Source organism: Streptomyces sp. NPDC050549, from assembly GCF_040655035.1.
Classification (GTDB): domain Bacteria; phylum Actinomycetota; class Actinomycetes; order Streptomycetales; family Streptomycetaceae; genus Streptomyces.
Genome location: NZ_JBFAJD010000013.1, coordinates 50,846 through 70,396, shown reverse-complemented (window position 1 = coordinate 70,396; position 19,551 = coordinate 50,846). Strand labels below are relative to the sequence as shown.

Genomic DNA, 19,551 nt, shown 5'->3' with positions numbered 1-19,551 from the left:
AGCGCTGAGTGAGTACCGGGTTCGGAACGACACGGGCCGAGGGCGACCGCCCGCCGGATGCCGACACCGCAACCCGTCCCCCAGACCTCTCTCCGTACCGCTTGTGACTCCCCCCGTGAGCGGAGCGGAAGGGGAGGCGGTGGCCGGAACTCGCCCCCATTGCGCGGGTTCCGGCCGCCCCGCACACGCCTCGGACCAACAGCAGGCGGGCAGGCAGTCGGGCGCGGCGCGGGCGACATCACCCACGTACGCCCGACAACATCACCCTCGCGCGCACGACGGTCGCGGGGGCTTGCCGGAACGGGGTCCGACGGGTCGCGTAATGCTTCGGCGTCCCCGTGCGCTCCTTCTGGCATGAGTACGTACCTCCGACTGCGAGCGGTGCCGCCCCCGGCGCTGCGCAACAGCGCGACCTGGTTTGAACGACTGTTCGGGGACAGCACGGCGACCGTCCGGCACAGGCTCGGCCGCCACCACGAGGAGGTGCTGGACAAGCGTTATCTGGACCAGGAGCGGATCTACGCCGGTGCTCTCCCGCATCGTGCCGAGGGCCGGCCACGGACCCAGGTGGTGCTCGGCGGCCGGCCGGTGTTCCGCCCCGACCGGCACAAGCCGCCCCTCCTGGTGCTGACGGCGGCCCAGGTGCACCGGGTTGCCGGGTTTCTGGCGGCGGCCGACTTCGACGAGTTGTGGGATGTCGCCCGCGACGAACTGGTGCCGCGCTACGGCGGCGTGACCGCGGAGCCCGAGACCTGGGGTGCGTTCGCGGCCGCGCACCAGGAGCTGAAGGCGTTCTACGCGCAGACGGCCGAGTACGGAGACGCGGTGGTGAAGTGGCTGCCGGCCTGAGACACACGAAAGGCCGGGGCCGGGGCTGGGGCCGGATGACCGAGGCCGACGGCCAATTTCTTGTTCGGATTGCTCAGTTAAGTCTCATTGGCCCGTTATGCGAAACCGAGGTGTAACACTTCCGGCCGCGTTCGCTCTGTCCATGCGGGCGACCGCGGCGGTCGGACAGGACAGGGGGCACGACTCGTGCAGTGGACGAACGAAAGCGGCGGGGCGTACGGCGAGGATCCGTATGGAGGCGCCGGGTACGCGTATGCCCACGGCCACGAGTGCGGCGGCAGCGCGACGGCCGGCACGGAACCGCTGACCTGGGACCCGCCCGCCAGGCGCAGTGGGCATACCCGACAGAGCGCACCCAGATGCCGGGGGCGGCCCCCCAGGCAGCCGGGATGTCTTGCCTCGCGGCCGAGCCGGACCCGGTCACGACGGCGTGGGACTCTCCCCACGGTGACGTCCTCGCCGTGCCGCTCACGGAGACCGACCCGTCCGGCCTTCCCGTACCAGGACCGACGACGCCGACGAGACCGCCGGTGCGACCGGTGTTCGTCGATTCCTCGGGGCGCCGCCGACGTCGCGAGCTCCGCGCCGCCCGGCTCCTGGTGATCCCCGCCGGCGGCTACGTCGCCCTGCTGATCAGCTCCGCGCTGGGCGGCCCCACCATCAGCTCTCCGTTCGTGCCGCAGCCGCACTCCACGCACCCTGCCACGCCCCGGGCGACCGCACCCGGCACCGCTCTGTCCCCGGAGCGTGCGAGCCCGACCGCGGCCCGCAGGACCCCCGACCCGACGGCGACGCGGACGACCTCCCGCCCCACCGACAGGCCGACAGCCTCAGCCGCACACGCGCCCGCCGTGGCACCCGCGTCGTCGGCCTCGACCCCCGCCGTCACCCCCGGTTCCACATCCAAGGGCCGCGCGATCGGCTCGTCCCGCAAGCCCGTGAAGAAGTGATCCAGGGCCCGTTGCCGTGACCAACCGCCGACGCGGCAACGCCGCTCCTTCCCGTGCCTGGTCGTGATCCACTCCGCCGTCACCGCCGTCACCGCCGTCACCGCCGTCACCGCCGTCACCGCCGTCACCGGCTCACGGCTGGGGTGGCAGCGCATGGAGTGCTACGGCAGCCTGCGGGTCCCGGCGGGCGCCGAGACGCCCGGCACGGACTTCCCGCGAAAGGGCCCCCGCCTCCCGCAGCAGTATCCGTACGAGACGCGGCAGTTGCACTGAATCACAACTATCCGTAGCGAATTGAACCCATCCATACCGACAGGACAGTGGCCAGAGCCCATGAGCGGACACCGGCGCCGACCGCAGGCACCACCAGGGGATCGCGAACCCCCGAAGAGACGCACGGTCCGGCCATCCGATCGCGCCAGGCGGTGGCAGAGCAGTGAATCCCCTTGCGCTGAAGAGTCCGGAGTTCGCGCACTTGGCGGAGCGTCAGCGCCGTGTGACGGATGCTGTCGACCGCGTCATCCGCTACTGCTTCGCCCGTCAGCCCCACGGTCGGCTCGGCGGCGAGGCCGCGGGCCCGGTCTCGTGCGCCGCGTCTACCGGTGCGTGCGGAGTCCGTCGAGGATGAGCGCCAGCATGTGGGGTGCCCGGTCCTCGGGGCTGGATGCGGCGCGCCACAAGGCGCCGGTGAGCTGGAGGAAGTCGCCCGGGTCGGCGTCCGCGCGGATGCTCTCGTCCTTCTTGCCGGCGTCGAGGAGCTGGGTGATCGCGGCGATGACCGGCCCGTAGCTCTGCTCGGTGATCGCCTGGTGTGCGCCGGGGCTGAGGGCGTCGCCGAGGCCGTGTTTTCTGCGCATGGCCTCGACGAGGTCGGTCGTCCAGTGGCGGAGCGCTTCCAGCGGCGGCAGCTGGGCCAGCAGATCGGGCACGGTGGCGATGATGCGTGCCACTTCGTCCTGGTAGACGGCCAGGACCAGCGACTCTCGCGTTGGGAAGTTGCGGTACAGGGTGCCCGCGCCGACTCCCGCGCGCTGGGAGATCTGGTTCATCGACGTGCTGCCGTCCGCCGCGAGGGCTTCGCGTGCGGCAGCGAGGATGCGCGCCCTGTTCTCGCGGGCGTCTGAGCGGACCACAGGACCTCACCTTGCTAAGTGGAGAGCTCTCCACTACGGTATTCGGAGAGCTCTCCACATACTTTAAGGAGCGACATGCATTACATCAAGCTGGGCATGACCGGCCTCGACGTATCCCCGATCGCGATCGGCGCGATGACCTACGGCGAGCCCGAACGCGGGCACCCCGTCTGGTCGAAGGGCGAAGAGGACGCGCGCCCGCTCATCAAGCACGCGCTGGAGGCGGGGATCAACTTCTTCGACACCGCGAACATGTACTCCAACGGCTCCAGCGAGGAGATCCTCGGCCGGGCGCTCAAGGACTTCGCAGCCCGCGATGCTGTGGTGATCGCCACGAAACTGCGCCACCCGATGCGGCTGGGCCCCAACGGCCGCGGCCTGTCGCGCAAGGCGGTCATGACCGAGGTCGACCACTCGCTGCGCCGCCTGGGAACCGACTACATCGACCTCTACCAGGTGCACCGCAACGACCACGCGACACCGCTGGAGGAGACCCTCGAAGCCCTCAGCGACCTCGTCAAGGCCGGCAAGGTGCGCTACCTCGGGGCCTCGTCCATGCACGCGTGGGAGTTCGCGAAGGCGCTGCACCTGCAGAAGCTGAACGGCTGGGCGCGGTTCGTGTCGATGCAGGACCACTACAACCTGCTCGCCCGCGAGGAGGAGCGGGAGATGATCCCGCTGTGCCTTGACGAAGGCGTCGGGACGATCATCTGGAGCCCGCTGGCCCGCGGTCGCCTGGCCCGCGCCTGGGACGACGCGAGGTCCACGAGCCGTTCCGCCACCGACGGCGCCTACGCCGACCTGCTCTACTCGTCGGCCGAGGAGGCGTCCAACCGCGCGATCATCGACGCCGTCGGGAAGGTCGCCGAGGCGCACGGCGTGACCCGTGCGCAGATCGCCCTCGCGTGGCTGGGCCATCAGCCCGTCGTCACCGCACCGCTGGTCGGGGCCGGCTCGATCCGGCAGATCGACGAGGCCGTGGCCTCCCTCGACATCGAGCTCGCCGACGACGAGGTACGCGCCCTGGAGGTCCCCTACACCCCCCGGTACGACTGGCAGGGCGTCTCGGACGAGGCCGAGTTGGAGGCCATCCGCAGGCGCGTCCCCGGAATGGCTCTCGCATGAAACCCATCGTCCGCTCCGGCGCCGCTGCCCGCGCCGGAGCCCTCCTCATCCTTCTCGGCCCGCTCGCGTCCTGGGTCGCCGAGTTCGTCACCGCCGCCTTATGGCAGGACCCGCCGTACTCACCCCTGTGCAACTGGGTCAGCCACCTCGGCCTGACCGGTCCCCCGCAGACCGCGTTCGGCCAGGTCGCCAACTCCCCCCTCGGTGCCGTGACGGACGCCGGCTGGGTGATCTACGGCATCCTCCTGATCGTCGGCGCGTTCCTCGTGTTCGACCCGCGCAGGGGCACCCGCCCGGTCGCCATCGTGATCCTCGCCGTCCTCGCCGGCGTAGGGGTCTCGCTCGTCGGCATCTTCCAGGGCCTCAACGCCAACGTCGACAACGGCCTGATCGCCTTCCATACCGTCGGCGCGCAGGGCGTCATGCTCGCCGGCAACGTCATGGCGATCGTCGTCGGAGCCGGCGGAGACCGCATCGGTCTCACCAGGGGTCGGTCGATCGCGAGCATCACGCTCGGCACCGTCGGACTGATCGCGTTCCCTCTTTTCATGGCCGACGTGTTCACCGGCCGGATGTGGGACATCGGGCTGTTCGAGCGTGCCGTGATCTACCCGATCATGATCGGCCACGCCCTCCTGGGAAGCGGCGTGGCCGCCGCCCAACGGCATCGCGCGACGCACTCGCCGGCACCCCTTGTTGCACGAGTCGAGAACTGAGGAGAGACAGATGACCCAGGTACTGGTCACCGGCGGAACGGGATTCATCGGGAGCTGGTGCGTGACGGCACTGCTGGATGCCGGGCACTCCGTACGTACGACAGTTCGTGACCTGCGGCGCGAGCCGGCACTGCGTTCCTGGCTGCACGCGGCCGCACAGTTCGACGACGACCGGCTCACGGTCGTACGCGCCGACCTCGAACACCCCGACGGCTGGGACGCCGCTGTCGCCGACTGCGACTTCGTCCTCCACGTGGCCTCGCCGACCCTGCGCCATACGCCGGCGAACGACGACGAGTTGGTGGTCCCGGCACGCGAGGGCGTCCTGCGGGTGCTGCGCGCAGCCCGCGACGCCCGCGTGCGCCGGGTCGTCCTGACCAGCGCCTTCGGTGCCGTCGGGATCGGGCACCCGCCGCGCTCGACCCCGTTCACCGAGGAGGACTGGACCAACGTGGACAGCGACATCCCGCCCTACCAGCGGTCCAAGACACTCGCCGAACGCGCCGCCTGGCAGTTCGTCCAGGACGAAGGCGGTGGTCTGGAACTGGCAGCGGTTCATCCCGTGGGCGTCCTTGGGCCACTGCTCGGCCCGGACGACCCGCCATCCCTGCGTCTGGTTCGCAGAATGCTCGAAGGACGGGTGCCCGCGTGCCCACCCTTCGGGATGGGCTTCGTCGACGTGCGCGACGTCGCGGATCTGCACCTGCGCGCGATGACCGATCCGGCAGCCGCCGGCGAACGCTTCCTGGCGATCGCCGGACACAGCCTGCGCGTCGTCGGCATCGCACGCATTCTGCACGACCGCCTCGGTGAACGCGCCGCGAAGGCCCCGACCCGTGAACTGCCCGTGTGGCTCGCCCGCGCACTGGGCATCGTGAACCCGGAACTGCGACTGCTCAGGCACCAGCTCGGCCGGGATCTCGACGCCACGAGCGCCAAGGCGGAGAAGCTTCTCGGGTGGCGGGCGCGTCCCATCGAGGACACCGTCGCGGAGACCGCCGAGAGCCTCCTCGCCCACGGCATCGGGACATGACGGGCTCATAACCGACCGACGCGGCAGCCCCGCGCGCCGAAGGGGCGTCGAACCGGATACATGGCGGATCCCGGGAGTGCTTTCGGCCATTGATCTGACTCCCCGTCAGTTCTCGCTGTTCTCTCCCGACCCCCACAGGCGTGACGGCAACAGTGAGGCCGCGGCCCCGGGCCAGGGGCCCGAGCCGCGGTCTGCCGTCCCCTCATGCCTGAGGAAGCCATGACTCCCACCCCCCACCTCACCGAACTCGCCGGCCGCGTGGAGCGTCCAGCCCCCTTCCAGCCCGTCGAACGTTCGTTTCCCGCCCGGGCCGGTACCGCGACGGTGGACATCGTCGTTCCGGTCCACAACGAGGAACGAGCCCTGCCCGGATGCCTGCGCACGCTCCATGCTCGCCTGTCCCGGGGCTTCCCCTTCGCCTGGCGGATCACCGTCGCCGACAACGCGAGCACCGACGCAACCCTGGCCACCGCCCGTCGCCTCGCGGACGAGCTGCCCGGGGTCGGCGTCGTCCACCTGGACCGCAAGGGCCGCGGACTCGCACTGCGCACGGTCTGGGGCGCCAGCGACGCGGACATCGTGGCGTACATGGACGTGGACCTCTCCACCGGTCTCGACGGGCTGCTTCCGCTGGTCGCGCCGCTGGCCAGCGGGCACTCGGACCTCGCGATCGGTTCCCGGCTGGCTTCCGGCGCACGCACGGTGCGCGGGCCGCGCCGCGAGTTCGTCTCCCGCTGCTACAACGGCATCGTCCGGCTCACCCACGGGGTCCGCTTCACCGATGCCCAGTGCGGATTCAAGGCGGCCCGCACCGAGGTGCTCGGGCCGCTGCTGGAAGTCACCCGCGACGACGCGTGGTTCTTCGACACCGAGTTGCTCCTGCTCGCCGAGCACAACGGACTGCGTATCCACGAGGTCCCGGTCGACTGGGTCGAGGACGTCGACACCCGGGTGGATGTGGTGAGCACCGCCAGGGAAGACCTGCGGGGCCTGTGGCGCATGGCGCGGCTCAAGGCGTCCGGTGAGGCCCGGGTCGAGGTGCCGTCGCGCCCCGAGCCGGCCGCAGAACATCCCGACGCCGTTCTGGCACCTCCCGCGCGGCGCGGTGCGCTGTCGTGGGAGGTCGGCTGTTTCGTCGCGATCGGCGCCGTCTCCACGGTCGGACAGGCCCTGTTGTACTGGCTGCTGCGCGGTTGGTGGTCCCCGGCCCTCGCCAACCTGATCTCGCTGTTCGCTCTCACCGTCCTCAACACCGAGGCGAACCGGCGCCTCACCTTCCGGCACTCCACCACCGCGCCCGCACGTGCGCACCTCGGTGCCGGGGGTCTCTTCGTCCTCGGCTATCTGGTCACGTCCGCGGCGGTCCTGTGGTTCAAGTGGCTCGATCCCGGTGCCTCACCGGCTGCGGAGACCGCGGTCCTCGCCACGGCTTCCGTCGCGGTCACCTGCGTGCGCTTCGCCGTGCTGCGACTGGCTGTCTTCGCCGCCCCCCGTAGCCGTATCCGTTGATGAGAGCGAATCCAGACATGAGCAACTACGCGCACATCAGGTCCGCACCGGCGGCGTCGGCACACGAAGAGAGGCGTACGCGTCCGTCCGTCCGCCCGCTGCCCGCCTGGGCGGCACCCGCGGCGCTCGGAGCCGTCCTCGTGCTCGCGGCCGTTCTGTACGGCTGGGCCCTGAACTCCCTTGGCTGGGGCAACAGTTACTACTCGGCGGCCGTGAAGTCGATGGGGAAGAACTGGACCAACTTCCTCTTCGGCTCCTTCGACCCGGTGGGCGTGGTCACGGTCGACAAACCCCCGGCCGCGCTGTGGCCGCAGGTGATCAGCAGCAAGATCTTCGGGTTGCACGGGTGGGCGCTGATCCTGCCGCAGGTGCTCGAAGGCGTGGCCGGGGTGCTGGTGCTGCACCGCACCGTGCGCCACTGGGCGGGGGAGAGGGCGGCACTGGTCGCGGCTCTCGTGCTCACCCTGACCCCCATCACCGTGGCCATCAACCGGGACAACAACCCGGACACACTGCTGGTCCTGTTGCTGGTGTCGGCGGCGTACGCGCTCACCCGTGCGCTGCGGGCCGAGGGCCGGGCCGCGACCTGGTGGCTGTGCGCGAGCGGCTTTCTGATCGGGTGTGGATTCCTCACCAAGATGCTCGCCGCCTGGATGGTCGTTCCCGCGTTCGCCGTCGCCTGGCTCGTGGGAGGAAGCGGCGCCTGGATACCGCGAGTGCGGCGTCTGCTGGGTGCGGGGGCCATCCTGGCGGCGTCCTCCCTGTGGTGGGTCGCCATGGTCGCCCTGTGGCCGGGCGACCGCCCCTACATCGGCGGCAGCACGGACGGCTCGGCCTGGGACCTCGTGATCGGCTACAACGGGCTGGGGAGGGTCTTCGGCTCCAGCGACGGAGCGTCCCAGACGATGGGCGGGTTCGCCGGGGGATTCGGCGGCCGGTCCGGCCTGGGCCGGCTGTTCGGCGCACAGGTGGGCGGTCAGATCAGCTGGCTGCTTCCGGTCTGCGCGCTGGCCCTGGCAGTCGCCGTCGCCGGCGTGGTGCTGCGCCGACGCGGCCGACTGCCCGGCTCCGCCGTACTGCCGGCATCGGGCTGGCTGCTGTGGGGGACCTGGCTGGTGGTCTGCGGGGTCGTGTTCTCGACCCAGAAGGGCATCTTCCATCCGTACTACACCACCCAGCTTGCCCCGGCGATCGCCGCCCTGTGCGGCGGGCTGACGGCAGCTCTCGTCCGCGTCCACCGCGCCGGCCTGCGCTGGGCACCCCTGGTCGGCGTGGCCGCGGTCGTGGTGAGCGTCGCCTGGGCCGTGACGCTGGTCCGCCGCGAGCCCGACTGGAACGGCTGGCTGGTGTGGCCCGTACTGCTGGCCGGCTGCGCCGCGGTCGTCCTGCTGGTGCTGTCGCGACGCCGTGGCCGGCTGCCGGCGGTCGCCGGTTGCGCCGCGGTGCTGTCGGTTCTGCTGGCGCCGGGAGCGTGGGCGTTGACCGTACCCGGCTCGACCAACATGGGAGGCTCCAACCCGACGGCCGGGCCGCAGGCGCTCGGATTCGGTGGCGGCGGTGGCATGCCGCGGCAGAGTCCGAACGGCGGAGGCCTTCCCTCGGGCATGCCGTCCGGGATGCCGTCGAACATGCCGGGCCTCCCCGGCGGTGCCCCCTCTTCGGGAGGGACCGGCGAGCTCCCGACCGGCGGAGTGCCTTCCGGCATGCCCACCGGGGGAGCGAACGGTATGCCCGGTGCACCCGGGGAAGCGGGCTCGAACAACCGCGGTACACCGTCGTTCCCGGGAACCGGCTCGGGACCGGCCCCTGGCGCGCGCGGCGGCTTCGGCGACGGAGAGCTCACCGCCGAGCAGCGCAAGATCCTCCGGTACGCCGTCGAGCACGCACCCGGCGCGCGCATCAAGCTCGCCGTCGAGGGCGGCGCCCTCAGCGCCAGCGCCTTCATCCTGGGCACCGACGAGACCGTCATCGGCATGGGCGGCTTCACCAACAGCGACAACGCGCCGTCCGTGGCCCAGTTGGAGAGGTGGACCAAGAACGGCCAACTACGCTACGTCCTGGGCTCCGACACGAACGGCGGCGGCGCTCCGGGCCTGTCGGGCGGCTACACCAAGCAGCGCTCCGACTGGATCGCCGACCACTGCACCAAGGTTCCGGCGTCGGCATACGGCGGCACCTCCGGCACCTCGTCACAGACCAACGGCGGCGGTGCGACGGGAATCGGGGGAGGCAACGTGCTCTACGACTGCGCCGCCAAGTAGCCGACCCCCGAACGCCGGCCGCGACACGGCAGAACGGACCAGCAGACGCATGACCGAGCAGCCCGCAGCCGCACGGCCGCGGCATCGGCTCCTCGTGGTCGAGGACGAGCCCAGCATTCGCACCCTGCTGGAGGCGACGCTTCGCCTGACCGGATACGAGGTGAGCGGCGCCGACACCGGCCGGGCGGCCCTCCTGGAGGTCGAACGCCTTCAACCGCATCTGGTGCTGCTGGACGTGATGCTGCCCGACCTGGACGGCTTCGCGGTGACCCGCAGGCTGCGGGAGGCGGGCAACGACTGTCCGATCCTGTTCCTGACCGCCCGCACCGGCACCGACGACCGCATCACCGGCCTCAGCGCCGGAGGGGACGACTACGTCGCCAAACCCTTCAGCATCGAGGAGGTGCTGCTGCGCATCGAGGCCATCCTGCGCCGCACGGCACCGGCCGCCGAATGGCAGCCGGTGCCGAGTGTCCTGCGCTACGCCGACCTCGAACTCGACGAGGGCGCCCACGAGGTGCACCGCGCAGGACAGTACGTCGCCCTGTCGCCGACGGAGTTCAAGCTCCTGGCCTACCTCCTGTCGAACGCGGGCCAGGTGGTGAGCAAGCTCCAGATCCTCGACCACGTCTGGAGCTACGACTTCGCGGGCGACGCCCGGATCATCGAAACGTACGTCAGGTACCTGCGCAGGAAGATCGACTGCATTGAGCCGCCGCTGATCCACACCGTGCGTGGCGTCGGCTACTGCCTCCGGCTTCCCCGCGACCACACAGGGACGCCGGAGCAGTGACCCGGTTCCTGCCCCGGCCGCCCAAGTCGCTGCGACGCCGCCTCGTCCTCGGCGCCGCTCTCCTCGCCACCGCCGCTGTCCTGGCCTCGCAGGCGATCGGCTATGTGGTGCTCAGCTCCTGGCTGCTGGACCGCGTCGACGCGCAGCTCGTCGAGTTCCATCCACCGGCTCCCGCCTACTACGACGCGCTCCAGGGCAGACTCCCGGACCCGGGAGGCCGGCAGGACGTGCTTCCCTCGGACTTCCACATCTACTTCTACGACGCCTCCGGGCGCCGTCTGAACGACTCCCTGGGCTCCGAGACCAAGCCCGGGCCTCGGTTGGCCGATCACGCAGAGGGCCTCGGGCTGAAGGACGGGCACCCCGCGACCGTGCCCGCCGTCAGCGGTGACGGCCGCTGGCGGGTGCTGCTGAACGCCGGTCCGGACGGCATGAGCGCCGTGGTCACCCTTCCGCTCGACACCGTCGACGGCGCCACGTCGAAGCTCCTGTGGCTGAACGCCGTGCTGCTGGCCGTCACGGTCGTCGCCCTGATCGCCCTGGGCCGGTGGGTGGTTCGTCTGGGGCTGCTGCCCCTGACCAGAATGGAACGGACGGCACAGGACATCACCGCGGGCCGGCTCGACCTGCGGTTGCCCGACACCGACGCGCGTACCGAGATCGGACGACTCGGCCGGGTCCTGAACTCCATGCTCGACCGCCTGCAGAAGGCGCTGCTGGCACGGGAGGCCTCGGAAGCCCGCCTCCGCCGGTTCGTCGCCGACGCCGGGCACGAGCTGCGCACTCCGCTCACCGCCATCCAGGGCTACGCCCAACTCGCCCTGCGCCCCGAACCGCGTTCGGCCCTCGAACGAAACGAGGCCAACCGGTTCATCGCACAGAACGCGGAACGCATGAGCCTGCTCGTCGACGATCTCCAGTTGCTCGCGACCCTGGACAGGGAGCCGTCCTATCGCAGGGAGCGGGTCGACCTGCTGTCCCTCGCGGCCGACGCCGTCAGCGCCGCCGCCCTCCACAGCGAGTCCCACCTCTTCGCTCTCGGCCCGCTGCACACCCCGTCCGATCCCACCGGAGCGGAGGAACTCGATGTCGCGGAGACCGTCGGCGACCCGCACCGATTGCGGCAGATCGTGGAGAACCTGCTGTCCAACGCCCGCATCCACACCCCGCCGGGCACCCGGGTCCATGTTCGTGTCGGCACGACCGGGGCGGGCCCTGGAACCGGCGGCACGGACCGGCCCGGACGCACCACCGCCTCACCGCCTTTGCCGGAGGGCCTGCCGATCAGCGTGATCGAGGTGGCGGACGAAGGGCCGGGCCTCGAACCGGTGGATGCCGAGCTCGTCTTCGAGCGCTTCTACCGCGCCGACCCCGCCCGCTCCCGCATCCACGGCGGCAGCGGCCTCGGCCTGGCCATCGCCGCGACCATCGCCGAGGGCCACGGCGGCCGCCTCGAACTCGACACGGCCCCCGGCCGCGGCTGTACGTTCCGCCTGGTTCTGCCCGCGGCCCCCTGACGTGGCGACGCGACGCGGAGAACGCCCCACGGCCGATGCGAGGGGATCCTCCTCCGGAGCCGGAGCCGGAGCCGGAGCCGGAGCCGGAGGCCGTCAGCCACGGCGCTGTGCCGCCGTACCCGGCGCGCCGAGAAGTCCGCGGCAACCTTTGCGCCGCCTGTGACCACTGAGGAGTGCAATACCGACTCGCTCTTCCGAACGGATGGACATGCAGGAGACAACACGCCAGGCGGCGCGGCAGCGCAGGCGCAGACGCCGACTGACGGTGGGCACCACCACGGGACTGATCGTCACAGGACTTCTCGTCTGCCTTGCCATGACGATGCAACCGGACCGCAAGGAGGACGCAGGGTCGGCGGCGGCCACGGCCGTCGCCAACTCCCAGGGGACTCTCCCGTCGGCCTCGCCGGGGCACAAGCCGTCCTCGGCGTCGCCGTCCGCGACCTCCACGAGCTCCGTGACACCGTCCGCCGGTCCGACCACGCCGAAGGCTTCCCCGTCCAAGTCGGCGGCGCGATCATCGGCCACCCCGCGGAAAGCTCCGGTCACGACCTCCCTGGCCGGGCGGATCCGGCCCGAGGTCACCTACCCGGGTGTCGCCACCGTCTACAAGGCCGGGGTCGGGGACGGCGCCTGCTCGTACGGTCCGAGCAGCGACATGATGATCGCGGCGATGAACACCACTGACTACGAGACGTCCAGGGCGTGCGGGGCGTACATACGCGTCCACGCGGCGAACGGCGCCTCCGTCACGGTCCGGATCACCAACGAATGCCCGCTGCCCTGCGCACCCGGGCAACTCGACCTCAGCGAACAGGCCTTCGCCGAACTGGCCCCCGTCTCGACCGGCCGGCTCGCGATCACCTGGAGCCTGCTGAGCCCGGACGCGGTGGGCACGATCTCGATCCGTTACAAGACCGGGTCCAGCCCTTACTGGTGCGGCATCCAGGCGATCGGCCACCGCAATCCGCTGGCCCGGCTGGAGATCCGCAGCGGCGGCAGCTGGCGCCAACTGGCCCGCACCGACTACAACTACTTCCTCTCTCCCGACGGCAGCGGGTGCGGCGGCGCCATCAGGCTCACCGACATCTACGGACAACAACTCACCGTCAACGGGATCGCGGTGCGGCCCGAAGTCGTGCAGTCCACAGGGGTCCAGTTCGCCCGACACTGACCCGACCGCCCTGCCGGCCCCGCGCGGGCGGGACGCTCCGGGGCGGCAGTCGGCGGAGACCAGGGCTTGTGGCTCGGTGTGGAGCGCGCGGGGCGGGGGTCAGAACATGGTGTTGTCGTTGTGGGAGGTGGGTGGGATCACCTGGAGGACGTCCCAGTGTTCGACGATCTTGCCGTCTGCGTCGAAACGGAAGATGTCGATGCCGGCGTATTCCTCGGCGGGCCAGGTCTGGTGGCAGTGCAGGATCACGTGGTCGCCTTCGGCGAAGGCGCGCTTGACCTCCACTCGCTTGCCCGGGTACTCGGCGGCCATACGCTCGAAGTAGTCGACGAAGGCCTGCTTGCCGTCGCCGACGTGTGGATTGTGCTGAAGGTAGGTGTCGCCCGCGTACTGGTCGATGGCGTCTGCGGGGCGGCACTGGTTGAACATCAGGTCGTAGAACGCCTGAGCCGTGGCCTTGTTCTTCTCCGGGCCGATCATGGTGCCACCGTAGGGTCGGGTGCCGGGTGCGGCGCGGTGAGTGCGTCGAGCAGGTGGTCGGCGTCGGCGGGGACGGACAGGGTCCGGCCGGCGAGGTCGGTGGGGGTTTCGGGGTGGGCGGGGTTGACGCGTACGAGGCGTGCGTGGGGGATCCGGCGGGTGAGGTGTTCGCCCGGCCGTCGGATGACGCCGGGGGTGTTGAATCCGGCGCCGAATTCGAGGATGAGCAGGCAGGCGTCGGGTGCGGCTGTCAGCCAGTCGTGGAGGCGGCGGCCCGCGGGGAGATAGGGCTCGTCGACGAACTCGGGGCCGATGCGGACGTTGATCTCGATCTCGCCGCCGCAGTTCGGGCAGCTGGGCAAGGGGCCGGTGACGGCGCCGGTGCCTGGGTCGTACGTGGCGAGGAGCTGTGCGACGAGGGGGTGGGTGTCCCAAGTGGCCCGGGTGCAGGGGGTCGTGCACTGGTAGCGGCCGTAGTCGCCCTGCGGGGTGAAGATCCGGTCGGGGGCGAAGCCACCCCGGGCGAAGAGGGCGTCCACGTTGGACGTCATCACCCAGTGGTCCTTGCCGGCGACCAGGGAACTCAGGCGCTGGTAGAGGGGGTTGGGGTCCGGGGAGAAGCGGATGTCGTCGATGTGGACGGCCCAGTAGCCCCACCACAGCTCGGGCGGCAGGGGGACACCGACGAGGTAGCGGGAGCGCAGGCCGAGGCGGTGCAGGGCGGGGAAGAGTTCCCGGAAGCGGTCTTCGTCGCCGTAGTCGTATCCGGCGGCGGCGCTGAGTCCGGCCCCGGCGGTGATCAGGACCCGGTCGGCCTCGCCGAGCCAGGCGCGTATCGTCCCGGCGGCGGCTTCCAGGTCGAAGACGGACTCGTTCATCGGGGCTGGACTCCTTCGGTCAGTGCCTGGACGTAGGCGGCGCGGTCGTGGTCCGCGTACACGTTGAAGACCACCCGGTCGAGTCGCCCGGGGTGGAGGTCGAGCCACTCGGACACGGCGTTCAGGGCGGTGCGGGCGGCGGCCGTCCTGGGGTAGCCGAAGACGCCGGTGCTGATGCCGCAGAACGCGACACTGCGGATGCCGCCCGTGTCGGCGGCGAGGTCGAGGCAGGCACGGTACGAAGCCGCCAGGGCCCGCCGGTGCCGCGGGAGCACGGGCCCGTCGACGATCGGACCGACGGTGTGCAGGACGTAGCGGGCGGGCAGGTGGTAGCCGCGGGTGATCTTGGCTGTGCCGGTCGGCTCAGGGTGTCCCTGGAGGGACATGACGGTGTGGCAGTCGGCGCGCAGGCGGGGGCCCGCCGCGGAGTGAAGGGCGTTGTCGATGCAGGGGTGCATCGGGGCGAAGCAGCCGAGCAGGGCGCTGTTGGCGGCGTTCACGACGGCGTCCGCGTCGAGGGCGGTGAGGTCTCCCTGCCACAGCACCGTCCGGTCGGCGGCCCGGTACGTGGTGGCGGGAAGTGTGTCGCGGACGGTGGGCAGCGAGGCCGCGTCGGTGGTGACGCGGGCCAGCCGTTCACCGGCCAGGAGCGCGTCCAGCACCTTTGCGGCCCGGGTGGACAGCGGGTCCGGTTCCCGGACCGTCAGCACGGCGCGCAGAAGGAGCCGAGCGGCGGCGTCGTCGATCCGGTCGGCTGCTGCCGCGCCGGGGCGCAGCCAGGACCTGGCCGCCGCCGGGTCGTCGGCCAGCAGCGCGAGCGCCTCGCGTGCGAGACCGGCGGGCCGGGTGTCCGGGTCGTGGCCGATGCCGGGGCCGAACGGTTCGTCCAGGGCGACAGCGGCCCGGTAGGCGGCGAGCGGCAGGGAAGTCGGGCACACGGCGGTCCTCCGGGCGGTGAGCTCGTGCCGGGTCGAAGTGGGACGGGTCCGTCGAACGGCGCGCCGTCGTGCCCCCACTCCCGGGGCGTAAGGGCACGACGGCGGGTGAGGGTCTTTCAGGCGGGTTCGAGGGTCCCGGTGTGCAGTTCGGCGACGCGCCCGTCGCCCGTCTCGTAGGTCCAGAAGGCGTGGACCGTGAGGGCGTCGAGGTTCATGAGGTGGGTGATCGTCATGCCGGACGTCTCCACCCGGCCGAGCATGAACAGCCCGGGGGCCACCTCCGCGGTGTGGAGGGTGACGGTCTCCTCGGAGCCCTTGGCCGGGCCCTCGGTGGTCTCGTAGTGGAGGGTGGTGCCGTCGGCCGTGTAGGTGTTGCGGAAGACGACCCCGTTGTCGACGCGGAAGACGAAGGTCTTCCCGGCGTAGGTGAGCTCACTCATCGAGTTTCTTTTCTCGCCGGCGGTGTGCTGCTTCAGAACAGGCCGTTGGTGTGGGGCAGTTCGGCCGGGATCGGGGAGATGACGTCCCAGTGCTCGACGATCCTGCCGTCCTGGACGCGGAAGAGGTCGTAGTAGGCGACAGGGACGCCGAACTCGCCCTCGGACTGGAGCAGGACGAACTCGCCCTCGGCGATGACCTTGTGGACGGTCTTGTAGACGAGGTTCTTGCCCTGCTCGGCCCACTTCGCGGCGGCGGCGCCGAAGCCGTCGAGGCCGTCGGCGGCCTCCGGGTTGTGCTGGTCGTACGTCTCGGTGGATATGTAGTCGGTGAGCACCGAGTAGTCGGCGCCGACCAGGACCTTCTGCGCGAACTCGGCGACCAGGGCCCGGTTGGCCTCGGTCTGTTCGGGCGCGGTGACCTCGGCGCGTCCGTCGGTCTGCGAGCGCCCGGAGGCGGTGTTCTCGACCAGCGGGGTCAGGGCGTCCCAGTGCTCGGCGAGCTTGCCGTCGGCGTCGACGCGGAAGACGTCGAAGGCGATCAGCGGGGCGGGCCCGAAGCCGTGGTAGGTGCCGTGCAGGGCGACCAGGTCGCCGTCGGCGATCACCCGGGCGCCCTCGTATCCGAAGCCCTCCGGCAGGCCGGCGACCAGTCGGCGCAGGGCCTCGGGGCCGTCGGCGGCCAGGGTGCTGTGCTGGGTGTAGCCGGCGGCGACCCAGCGGTCCACCGCGCTCGGGTCCTTCCGGCCGAACAGTTCGCCGGCGGCGGTCAGGACGGTCTTCTTGGCGTTGCTCATGACGGTTCCTCAGGAATGTTGGGAGGTCCGGGAGGACGGGGCGTGGCCAGGCGTCGGCCGAGGGCGGAGATCGGGGAAGCGGCGGGGGAGGCCGCTCCGCCCCTCCGGTCTGTGCTGTGCGGGGTGTCCGAGAGCAGAGTGGTGCAGGAGAGGAGGCGCAGGCGGCGAAGCGTGCGGAAGTCGGCGCGGCCTTCAGCCGACCGGCCGAAGAGCTGAAAGCCTTGGCCACGGCGTCCGCGTTCGGGCCGGGCGCGACGGCCAGTTCCCGGCAGGCCGCTGTCTCGGACAGGCCGCGGCCGTCTACGAACCACGCTCGCCGCATTGTCTCGGCCGCTTCCGGCCCGCTGACGCCGGGCCGGTCGTGGCACGGTCGTAGCCCGTGCCGAAGGCGACTCCGGTCAGCCGCGTGACGGCGGCCGACAGATGCGCACAGGCCGAGATCAGCAGCACCCGCACCGGTGTGGAGACCGGCCGACACGACGTTGAACCGGACGCGGTGAGAGGTCTTCCCGGCGAAGGACGCAGCGTGGGCCGAAGCCGTGACACCGGGCGCCCTACGCGTCGAAGGCGTACGTCAGACCTACCCGACTGCCGAAGGCATCCCGTTCCTCCTCTCTTACTGTTTTCCGACATCGACCGATGCCGGAGGGGCTGACCTCTCCAAACTATGGCTGCTGAACAGGATGAATCGGATACGCTGGCGACTAGTGATGGTCAAAAAGCGACATGATGCCTCCCGAGGGGTCCTGGAGATCTCCTTCGCGGCACCCGTCGGCACCCCCGCCGGCGTCGAAGTGCTGTCCCTCGCCGACCTGCGCCACCGTGTATCCGGCGAGCGGCTCGCGGCGCCCCAGCGCCCGGACTTCCACCACCTGATCGCCCTCACGGGCGGAGCCCTCGGGCACACGGTCGACTTCACCGCCTACGCCCTCGAACCCGGCTCGTGGCTGTGGGTTCGCCCCGGTCAGGTGCAGCAGTGGGGGGACCTCGCCCACGCCGAGGGCACCCTGATCCTGTTCCGCCAGGACTTCCTCGACCCGGCCACCACAGCGGGCGCCCGCACCGAAGACCCGCACGCGCCGGTCCTCCGCCGGCCCCTGCCCGAGGACGCCCGGGCCCTGCGACGGGCCGCCGACCATCTCACAGCCGAGTTCCACGCCCTGGGGCGCCTGCCCCTGGAGATCCACACCGCGGCCCTGCGCCACCTGCTGGCCGTGCTCGTCCTGTGCCTGGCCCACCTCACCGCGCCTGCCGGCAGCCCCGCCCCCGAACCCGACACCACCTACCTGCGCTTCCGTGACGCGGTGGAGAGGAACTTCATCCGCACCCGCCGGGTCGAGGACTACGCCGAAACGCTCGGCTACTCGGCCCGCACCCTCGCGCGCGCCACCCTCGCCGCGGCCGGCCTGGGCGCCAAGGAGTTCATCGACCGCCGCGTCGTCCTCGAAGCCAAACGCCTGCTCGCCCACAGCGATCAGAGTGCTGCCAGAATCGCCGACCGCCTGGGCTTCTCCAGCGCCACCCACTTCAGCAAGTACTTCCACCAGCGCACCGGCCAGACTCCGATCGCCTTCCGCGACACGGTCCGCGGGCACACCCCGAGGTGACACATATGTCCCGCCGCGCTCGAAGTTCTCGACGCCAATACGCCGCCGACCCGTGCCTGCCGGCTGCAAGAACGCATACCGGAGCGGTAGGCCGGCGTCTGCCGGTGCCCTGCCGAACTGCCCTGCCGTCCCCTCAACCGCCCTCAGCACCCGCGACCGGCGCATGACTCCCAGCTTCCGGACCACGCGACATTTTCCGGAGGACAGAGGGCGGCAGTTTCGGGACCCCGCACTTCATCCCCCACATGACAACGGAAGCCTGTTCAGCGCGCATCTGGAGGGGGACGCCGGCGTCCGCGAGCCGGGTCAGTCCGGTGTGGCGGAGATCGTGGCGGCGCAGATGCTCGTAGCCGAGCCGGGTGCCCCCTCGTCCCAGTGGGTCGCGTCGCCCAGGACGACGGAGAGGACGGGCTGCGCCACGAGCGGGCGGATCTCCTCGATGATGGGAACCTTCCGGGCGTGCTTTCACTTGATGCCCTTGGGAGGTCGTTCCCGCTGTCGAGAAGGACGGCCGGACCAAGGGGCGGATGAGTGGAGCGGGACGGGGTGTCCATCCCGCGGCCCAGGTGGGCGCGTGCGGCGTAGTTGCGTCGGCGAAGACGGTGGTGCCGGGGCGCGTGGAGAGGTGTCGAAGGGCAGGCCGTCGTTGCGGGCGCTGCCCCGCGGAGTGGTCCATCGGTCAGCTCGCCGCTGTGGGCGGGGCGGTTGCGGCGCACGGCCTCGGTCCAGCGCCTCAGGTCGGCGGACCTGCGTAGATCTGCGGTGCAGTTGAGGGGAGACAGCGCTGCCCTCGTGGCGAGCGTGCTGTTGCGGCTCCCGGATCAGGGGCACAGGCAGCGGGTCCGGCTGGAACGGGCCGCAGTGGCTACGGCGGCCCGTTCGGCCGGCGTACCTCGCCTCCTCATCCGCCTCCGGTCGCCGAAACGGTCCCCTGAGCAGGGTCTCCGGGTGCCAGGGAGCGGCCGTGTCCGGGAAGGCGCGCCCGGGTCAGGAAGCAACGACGCCGCATGGCGATCCGCACGTCGAGCAGGGCGGTGCCGCAGCCTGTGACCAGCTCCGGCCCGGAGCTCCCGTTGCGCCCCGTCTGGTGCGGCGAAGTCCACACGGCCGCCTCGCGGGCTCACCCCGAGCCGCGGCAGTGGTGGGGTGCACCTCCCGCAGGGGACTCGCAGTGCCTCGGCAGCAATGGGCCGTTGGGCACGGCCTGTGACCTGTCGGGCTCATGCTTCGTGCGGCGCACGGTCAAAGACTGGATGTGGATGAGGAGTTGACCAGGCGTCAACCCGGCGAGGAGGAGAGAAGAGCCGAACGTTGATGCCGAGCACGCTGTCCGCATTCCGGCGGAGTCACGTGT

At 71.0% G+C, this 19,551-nt stretch carries 18 protein-coding genes and 1 pseudogene; 12 read left to right on the top strand and 7 right to left on the bottom strand.

Annotated features, from left to right (window positions below; all coding sequences use genetic code 11):
* Positions 1–354 precede the first annotated feature (354 nt).
* The 3 genes from AB0I51_RS20555 (at position 355) to AB0I51_RS20545 (ending at position 2,072) form a co-directional block, all read left to right on the top strand.
* Positions 355–849, top strand: a complete 495-nt coding sequence (locus tag AB0I51_RS20555; protein ID WP_362977049.1) for a DUF1877 family protein — start codon at positions 355–357, stop codon at positions 847–849.
* Positions 850–1,238: 389 nt separating this feature from the next.
* Entirely contained in the window at positions 1,239–1,799 is a 561-nt protein-coding gene (locus AB0I51_RS20550) for a hypothetical protein (protein WP_362977047.1), read from the top strand.
* A 63-nt stretch (positions 1,800–1,862) separates the two neighbouring features.
* Positions 1,863–2,072: a hypothetical protein gene (locus AB0I51_RS20545; RefSeq protein ID WP_362977045.1), complete on the top strand. Its 210-nt coding sequence runs from the start codon at positions 1,863–1,865 to the stop codon at positions 2,070–2,072.
* Positions 2,073–2,395: 323 nt separating this feature from the next.
* Here AB0I51_RS20545 and AB0I51_RS20540 read toward each other — a convergent pair whose 3' ends face one another.
* Entirely contained in the window at positions 2,396–2,932 is a 537-nt protein-coding gene (locus AB0I51_RS20540) for a TetR/AcrR family transcriptional regulator (protein WP_362977044.1), read from the bottom strand.
* A 75-nt stretch (positions 2,933–3,007) separates the two neighbouring features.
* On the opposite strand from AB0I51_RS20540, the gene AB0I51_RS20535 reads away from it, so the two are divergent.
* The 8 genes from AB0I51_RS20535 (at position 3,008) to AB0I51_RS20500 (ending at position 13,060) form a co-directional block, all read left to right on the top strand.
* Positions 3,008–4,057, top strand: a complete 1,050-nt coding sequence (locus AB0I51_RS20535; protein ID WP_362977042.1) for an aldo/keto reductase — start codon at positions 3,008–3,010, stop codon at positions 4,055–4,057.
* Positions 4,054–4,773: a DUF998 domain-containing protein gene (locus AB0I51_RS20530; RefSeq protein WP_362977040.1), complete on the top strand. Its 720-nt coding sequence runs from the start codon at positions 4,054–4,056 to the stop codon at positions 4,771–4,773. The genes AB0I51_RS20535 and AB0I51_RS20530 overlap by 4 nt, the downstream gene beginning before the upstream one ends.
* 10 nt (positions 4,774–4,783) lie before the next feature.
* A complete protein-coding gene (locus tag AB0I51_RS20525) occupies positions 4,784–5,806 on the top strand; it encodes an NAD-dependent epimerase/dehydratase family protein (protein ID WP_362977038.1) in 1,023 nt (340 codons plus the stop codon).
* Between the two features lie 219 nt (positions 5,807–6,025).
* On the top strand, positions 6,026–7,315 hold the full coding sequence (locus AB0I51_RS20520) for a glycosyltransferase (RefSeq protein WP_362977036.1): 1,290 nt from the start codon (positions 6,026–6,028) through the stop codon (positions 7,313–7,315).
* Positions 7,316–7,332: 17 nt separating this feature from the next.
* Positions 7,333–9,576 carry a glycosyltransferase family 39 protein gene (locus tag AB0I51_RS20515; RefSeq protein WP_362977034.1) on the top strand — a complete coding sequence of 748 codons (2,244 nt, stop codon included), beginning with the start codon at positions 7,333–7,335 and terminating at the stop codon, positions 9,574–9,576.
* Between the two features lie 49 nt (positions 9,577–9,625).
* Entirely contained in the window at positions 9,626–10,369 is a 744-nt protein-coding gene (locus tag AB0I51_RS20510) for a response regulator transcription factor (protein ID WP_362977032.1), read from the top strand.
* The gene (locus tag AB0I51_RS20505) at positions 10,366–11,886 is read left to right on the top strand and encodes a HAMP domain-containing sensor histidine kinase (protein WP_362977030.1); all 1,521 of its coding nucleotides are present in this window, start codon (positions 10,366–10,368) and stop codon (positions 11,884–11,886) included. Before AB0I51_RS20510 ends, AB0I51_RS20505 begins: the two co-directional genes overlap by 4 nt.
* Positions 11,887–12,094: 208 nt before the next feature.
* Complete coding sequence (locus AB0I51_RS20500; protein ID WP_362977028.1) at positions 12,095–13,060, top strand: expansin EXLX1 family cellulose-binding protein; 966 nt, start codon at positions 12,095–12,097, stop codon at positions 13,058–13,060.
* A 99-nt stretch (positions 13,061–13,159) separates the two neighbouring features.
* Here the strand turns inward: AB0I51_RS20500 and AB0I51_RS20495 are convergent, their stop codons facing one another.
* From AB0I51_RS20495 to AB0I51_RS20475, 5 genes are all read right to left on the bottom strand, one after another.
* The gene (locus tag AB0I51_RS20495) at positions 13,160–13,540 is read right to left on the bottom strand and encodes a nuclear transport factor 2 family protein (RefSeq protein ID WP_362977026.1); all 381 of its coding nucleotides are present in this window, start codon (positions 13,538–13,540) and stop codon (positions 13,160–13,162) included.
* A complete protein-coding gene (locus AB0I51_RS20490) occupies positions 13,537–14,418 on the bottom strand; it encodes an NAD-dependent protein deacetylase of SIR2 family (RefSeq protein WP_362977024.1) in 882 nt (293 codons plus the stop codon). The genes AB0I51_RS20495 and AB0I51_RS20490 overlap by 4 nt, the downstream gene beginning before the upstream one ends.
* The gene (locus AB0I51_RS20485; RefSeq protein ID WP_362977022.1) at positions 14,415–15,356 is read right to left on the bottom strand and encodes a protein-ADP-ribose hydrolase; all 942 of its coding nucleotides are present in this window, start codon (positions 15,354–15,356) and stop codon (positions 14,415–14,417) included. The genes AB0I51_RS20490 and AB0I51_RS20485 overlap by 4 nt, the downstream gene beginning before the upstream one ends.
* Positions 15,357–15,472: 116 nt before the next feature.
* Positions 15,473–15,796 (bottom strand): hypothetical protein, encoded by a 324-nt coding sequence (locus AB0I51_RS20480; RefSeq protein WP_362977020.1) that lies wholly within the window; start codon positions 15,794–15,796, stop codon positions 15,473–15,475.
* A gap of 32 nt (positions 15,797–15,828) precedes the next feature.
* Entirely contained in the window at positions 15,829–16,590 is a 762-nt protein-coding gene (locus tag AB0I51_RS20475; RefSeq protein WP_362977018.1) for a nuclear transport factor 2 family protein, read from the bottom strand.
* A gap of 710 nt (positions 16,591–17,300) precedes the next feature.
* Between AB0I51_RS20475 and AB0I51_RS20470 the strand changes: the two genes are divergently transcribed.
* Complete coding sequence (locus AB0I51_RS20470; protein ID WP_362977016.1) at positions 17,301–18,197, top strand: helix-turn-helix domain-containing protein; 897 nt, start codon at positions 17,301–17,303, stop codon at positions 18,195–18,197.
* A 271-nt stretch (positions 18,198–18,468) separates the two neighbouring features.
* Here AB0I51_RS20470 and AB0I51_RS20465 read toward each other — a convergent pair.
* Positions 18,469–18,677 (bottom strand): annotated as a pseudogene (locus AB0I51_RS20465) (site-specific integrase); the annotation flags it as partial.
* Positions 18,678–19,551 lie beyond the last annotated feature (874 nt).

Excerpts from the sequence above, each read along its gene's own strand:
- AB0I51_RS20555 (WP_362977049.1), top strand. The coding sequence starts at position 355 with ATGAGTACGTACCTCCGACTGCGAGCGGTGCCGCCCCCGGCGCTGCGC.
- AB0I51_RS20550 (WP_362977047.1), top strand. The coding sequence starts at position 1,239 with ATGTCTTGCCTCGCGGCCGAGCCGGACCCGGTCACGACGGCGTGGGAC.
- AB0I51_RS20535 (WP_362977042.1), top strand. The coding sequence starts at position 3,008 with ATGCATTACATCAAGCTGGGCATGACCGGCCTCGACGTATCCCCGATC.
- AB0I51_RS20530 (WP_362977040.1), top strand. The coding sequence starts at position 4,054 with ATGAAACCCATCGTCCGCTCCGGCGCCGCTGCCCGCGCCGGAGCCCTC.
- AB0I51_RS20525 (WP_362977038.1), top strand. The coding sequence starts at position 4,784 with ATGACCCAGGTACTGGTCACCGGCGGAACGGGATTCATCGGGAGCTGG.
- AB0I51_RS20520 (WP_362977036.1), top strand. The coding sequence starts at position 6,026 with ATGACTCCCACCCCCCACCTCACCGAACTCGCCGGCCGCGTGGAGCGT.
- AB0I51_RS20515 (WP_362977034.1), top strand. The coding sequence starts at position 7,333 with ATGAGCAACTACGCGCACATCAGGTCCGCACCGGCGGCGTCGGCACAC.
- AB0I51_RS20510 (WP_362977032.1), top strand. The coding sequence starts at position 9,626 with ATGACCGAGCAGCCCGCAGCCGCACGGCCGCGGCATCGGCTCCTCGTG.
- AB0I51_RS20500 (WP_362977028.1), top strand. The coding sequence starts at position 12,095 with ATGCAGGAGACAACACGCCAGGCGGCGCGGCAGCGCAGGCGCAGACGC.
- AB0I51_RS20495 (WP_362977026.1), bottom strand. The coding sequence starts at position 13,540 with ATGATCGGCCCGGAGAAGAACAAGGCCACGGCTCAGGCGTTCTACGAC.
- AB0I51_RS20490 (WP_362977024.1), bottom strand. The coding sequence starts at position 14,418 with ATGAACGAGTCCGTCTTCGACCTGGAAGCCGCCGCCGGGACGATACGC.
- AB0I51_RS20480 (WP_362977020.1), bottom strand. The coding sequence starts at position 15,796 with ATGAGTGAGCTCACCTACGCCGGGAAGACCTTCGTCTTCCGCGTCGAC.
- AB0I51_RS20475 (WP_362977018.1), bottom strand. The coding sequence starts at position 16,590 with ATGAGCAACGCCAAGAAGACCGTCCTGACCGCCGCCGGCGAACTGTTC.
- AB0I51_RS20470 (WP_362977016.1), top strand. The coding sequence starts at position 17,301 with ATGGTCAAAAAGCGACATGATGCCTCCCGAGGGGTCCTGGAGATCTCC.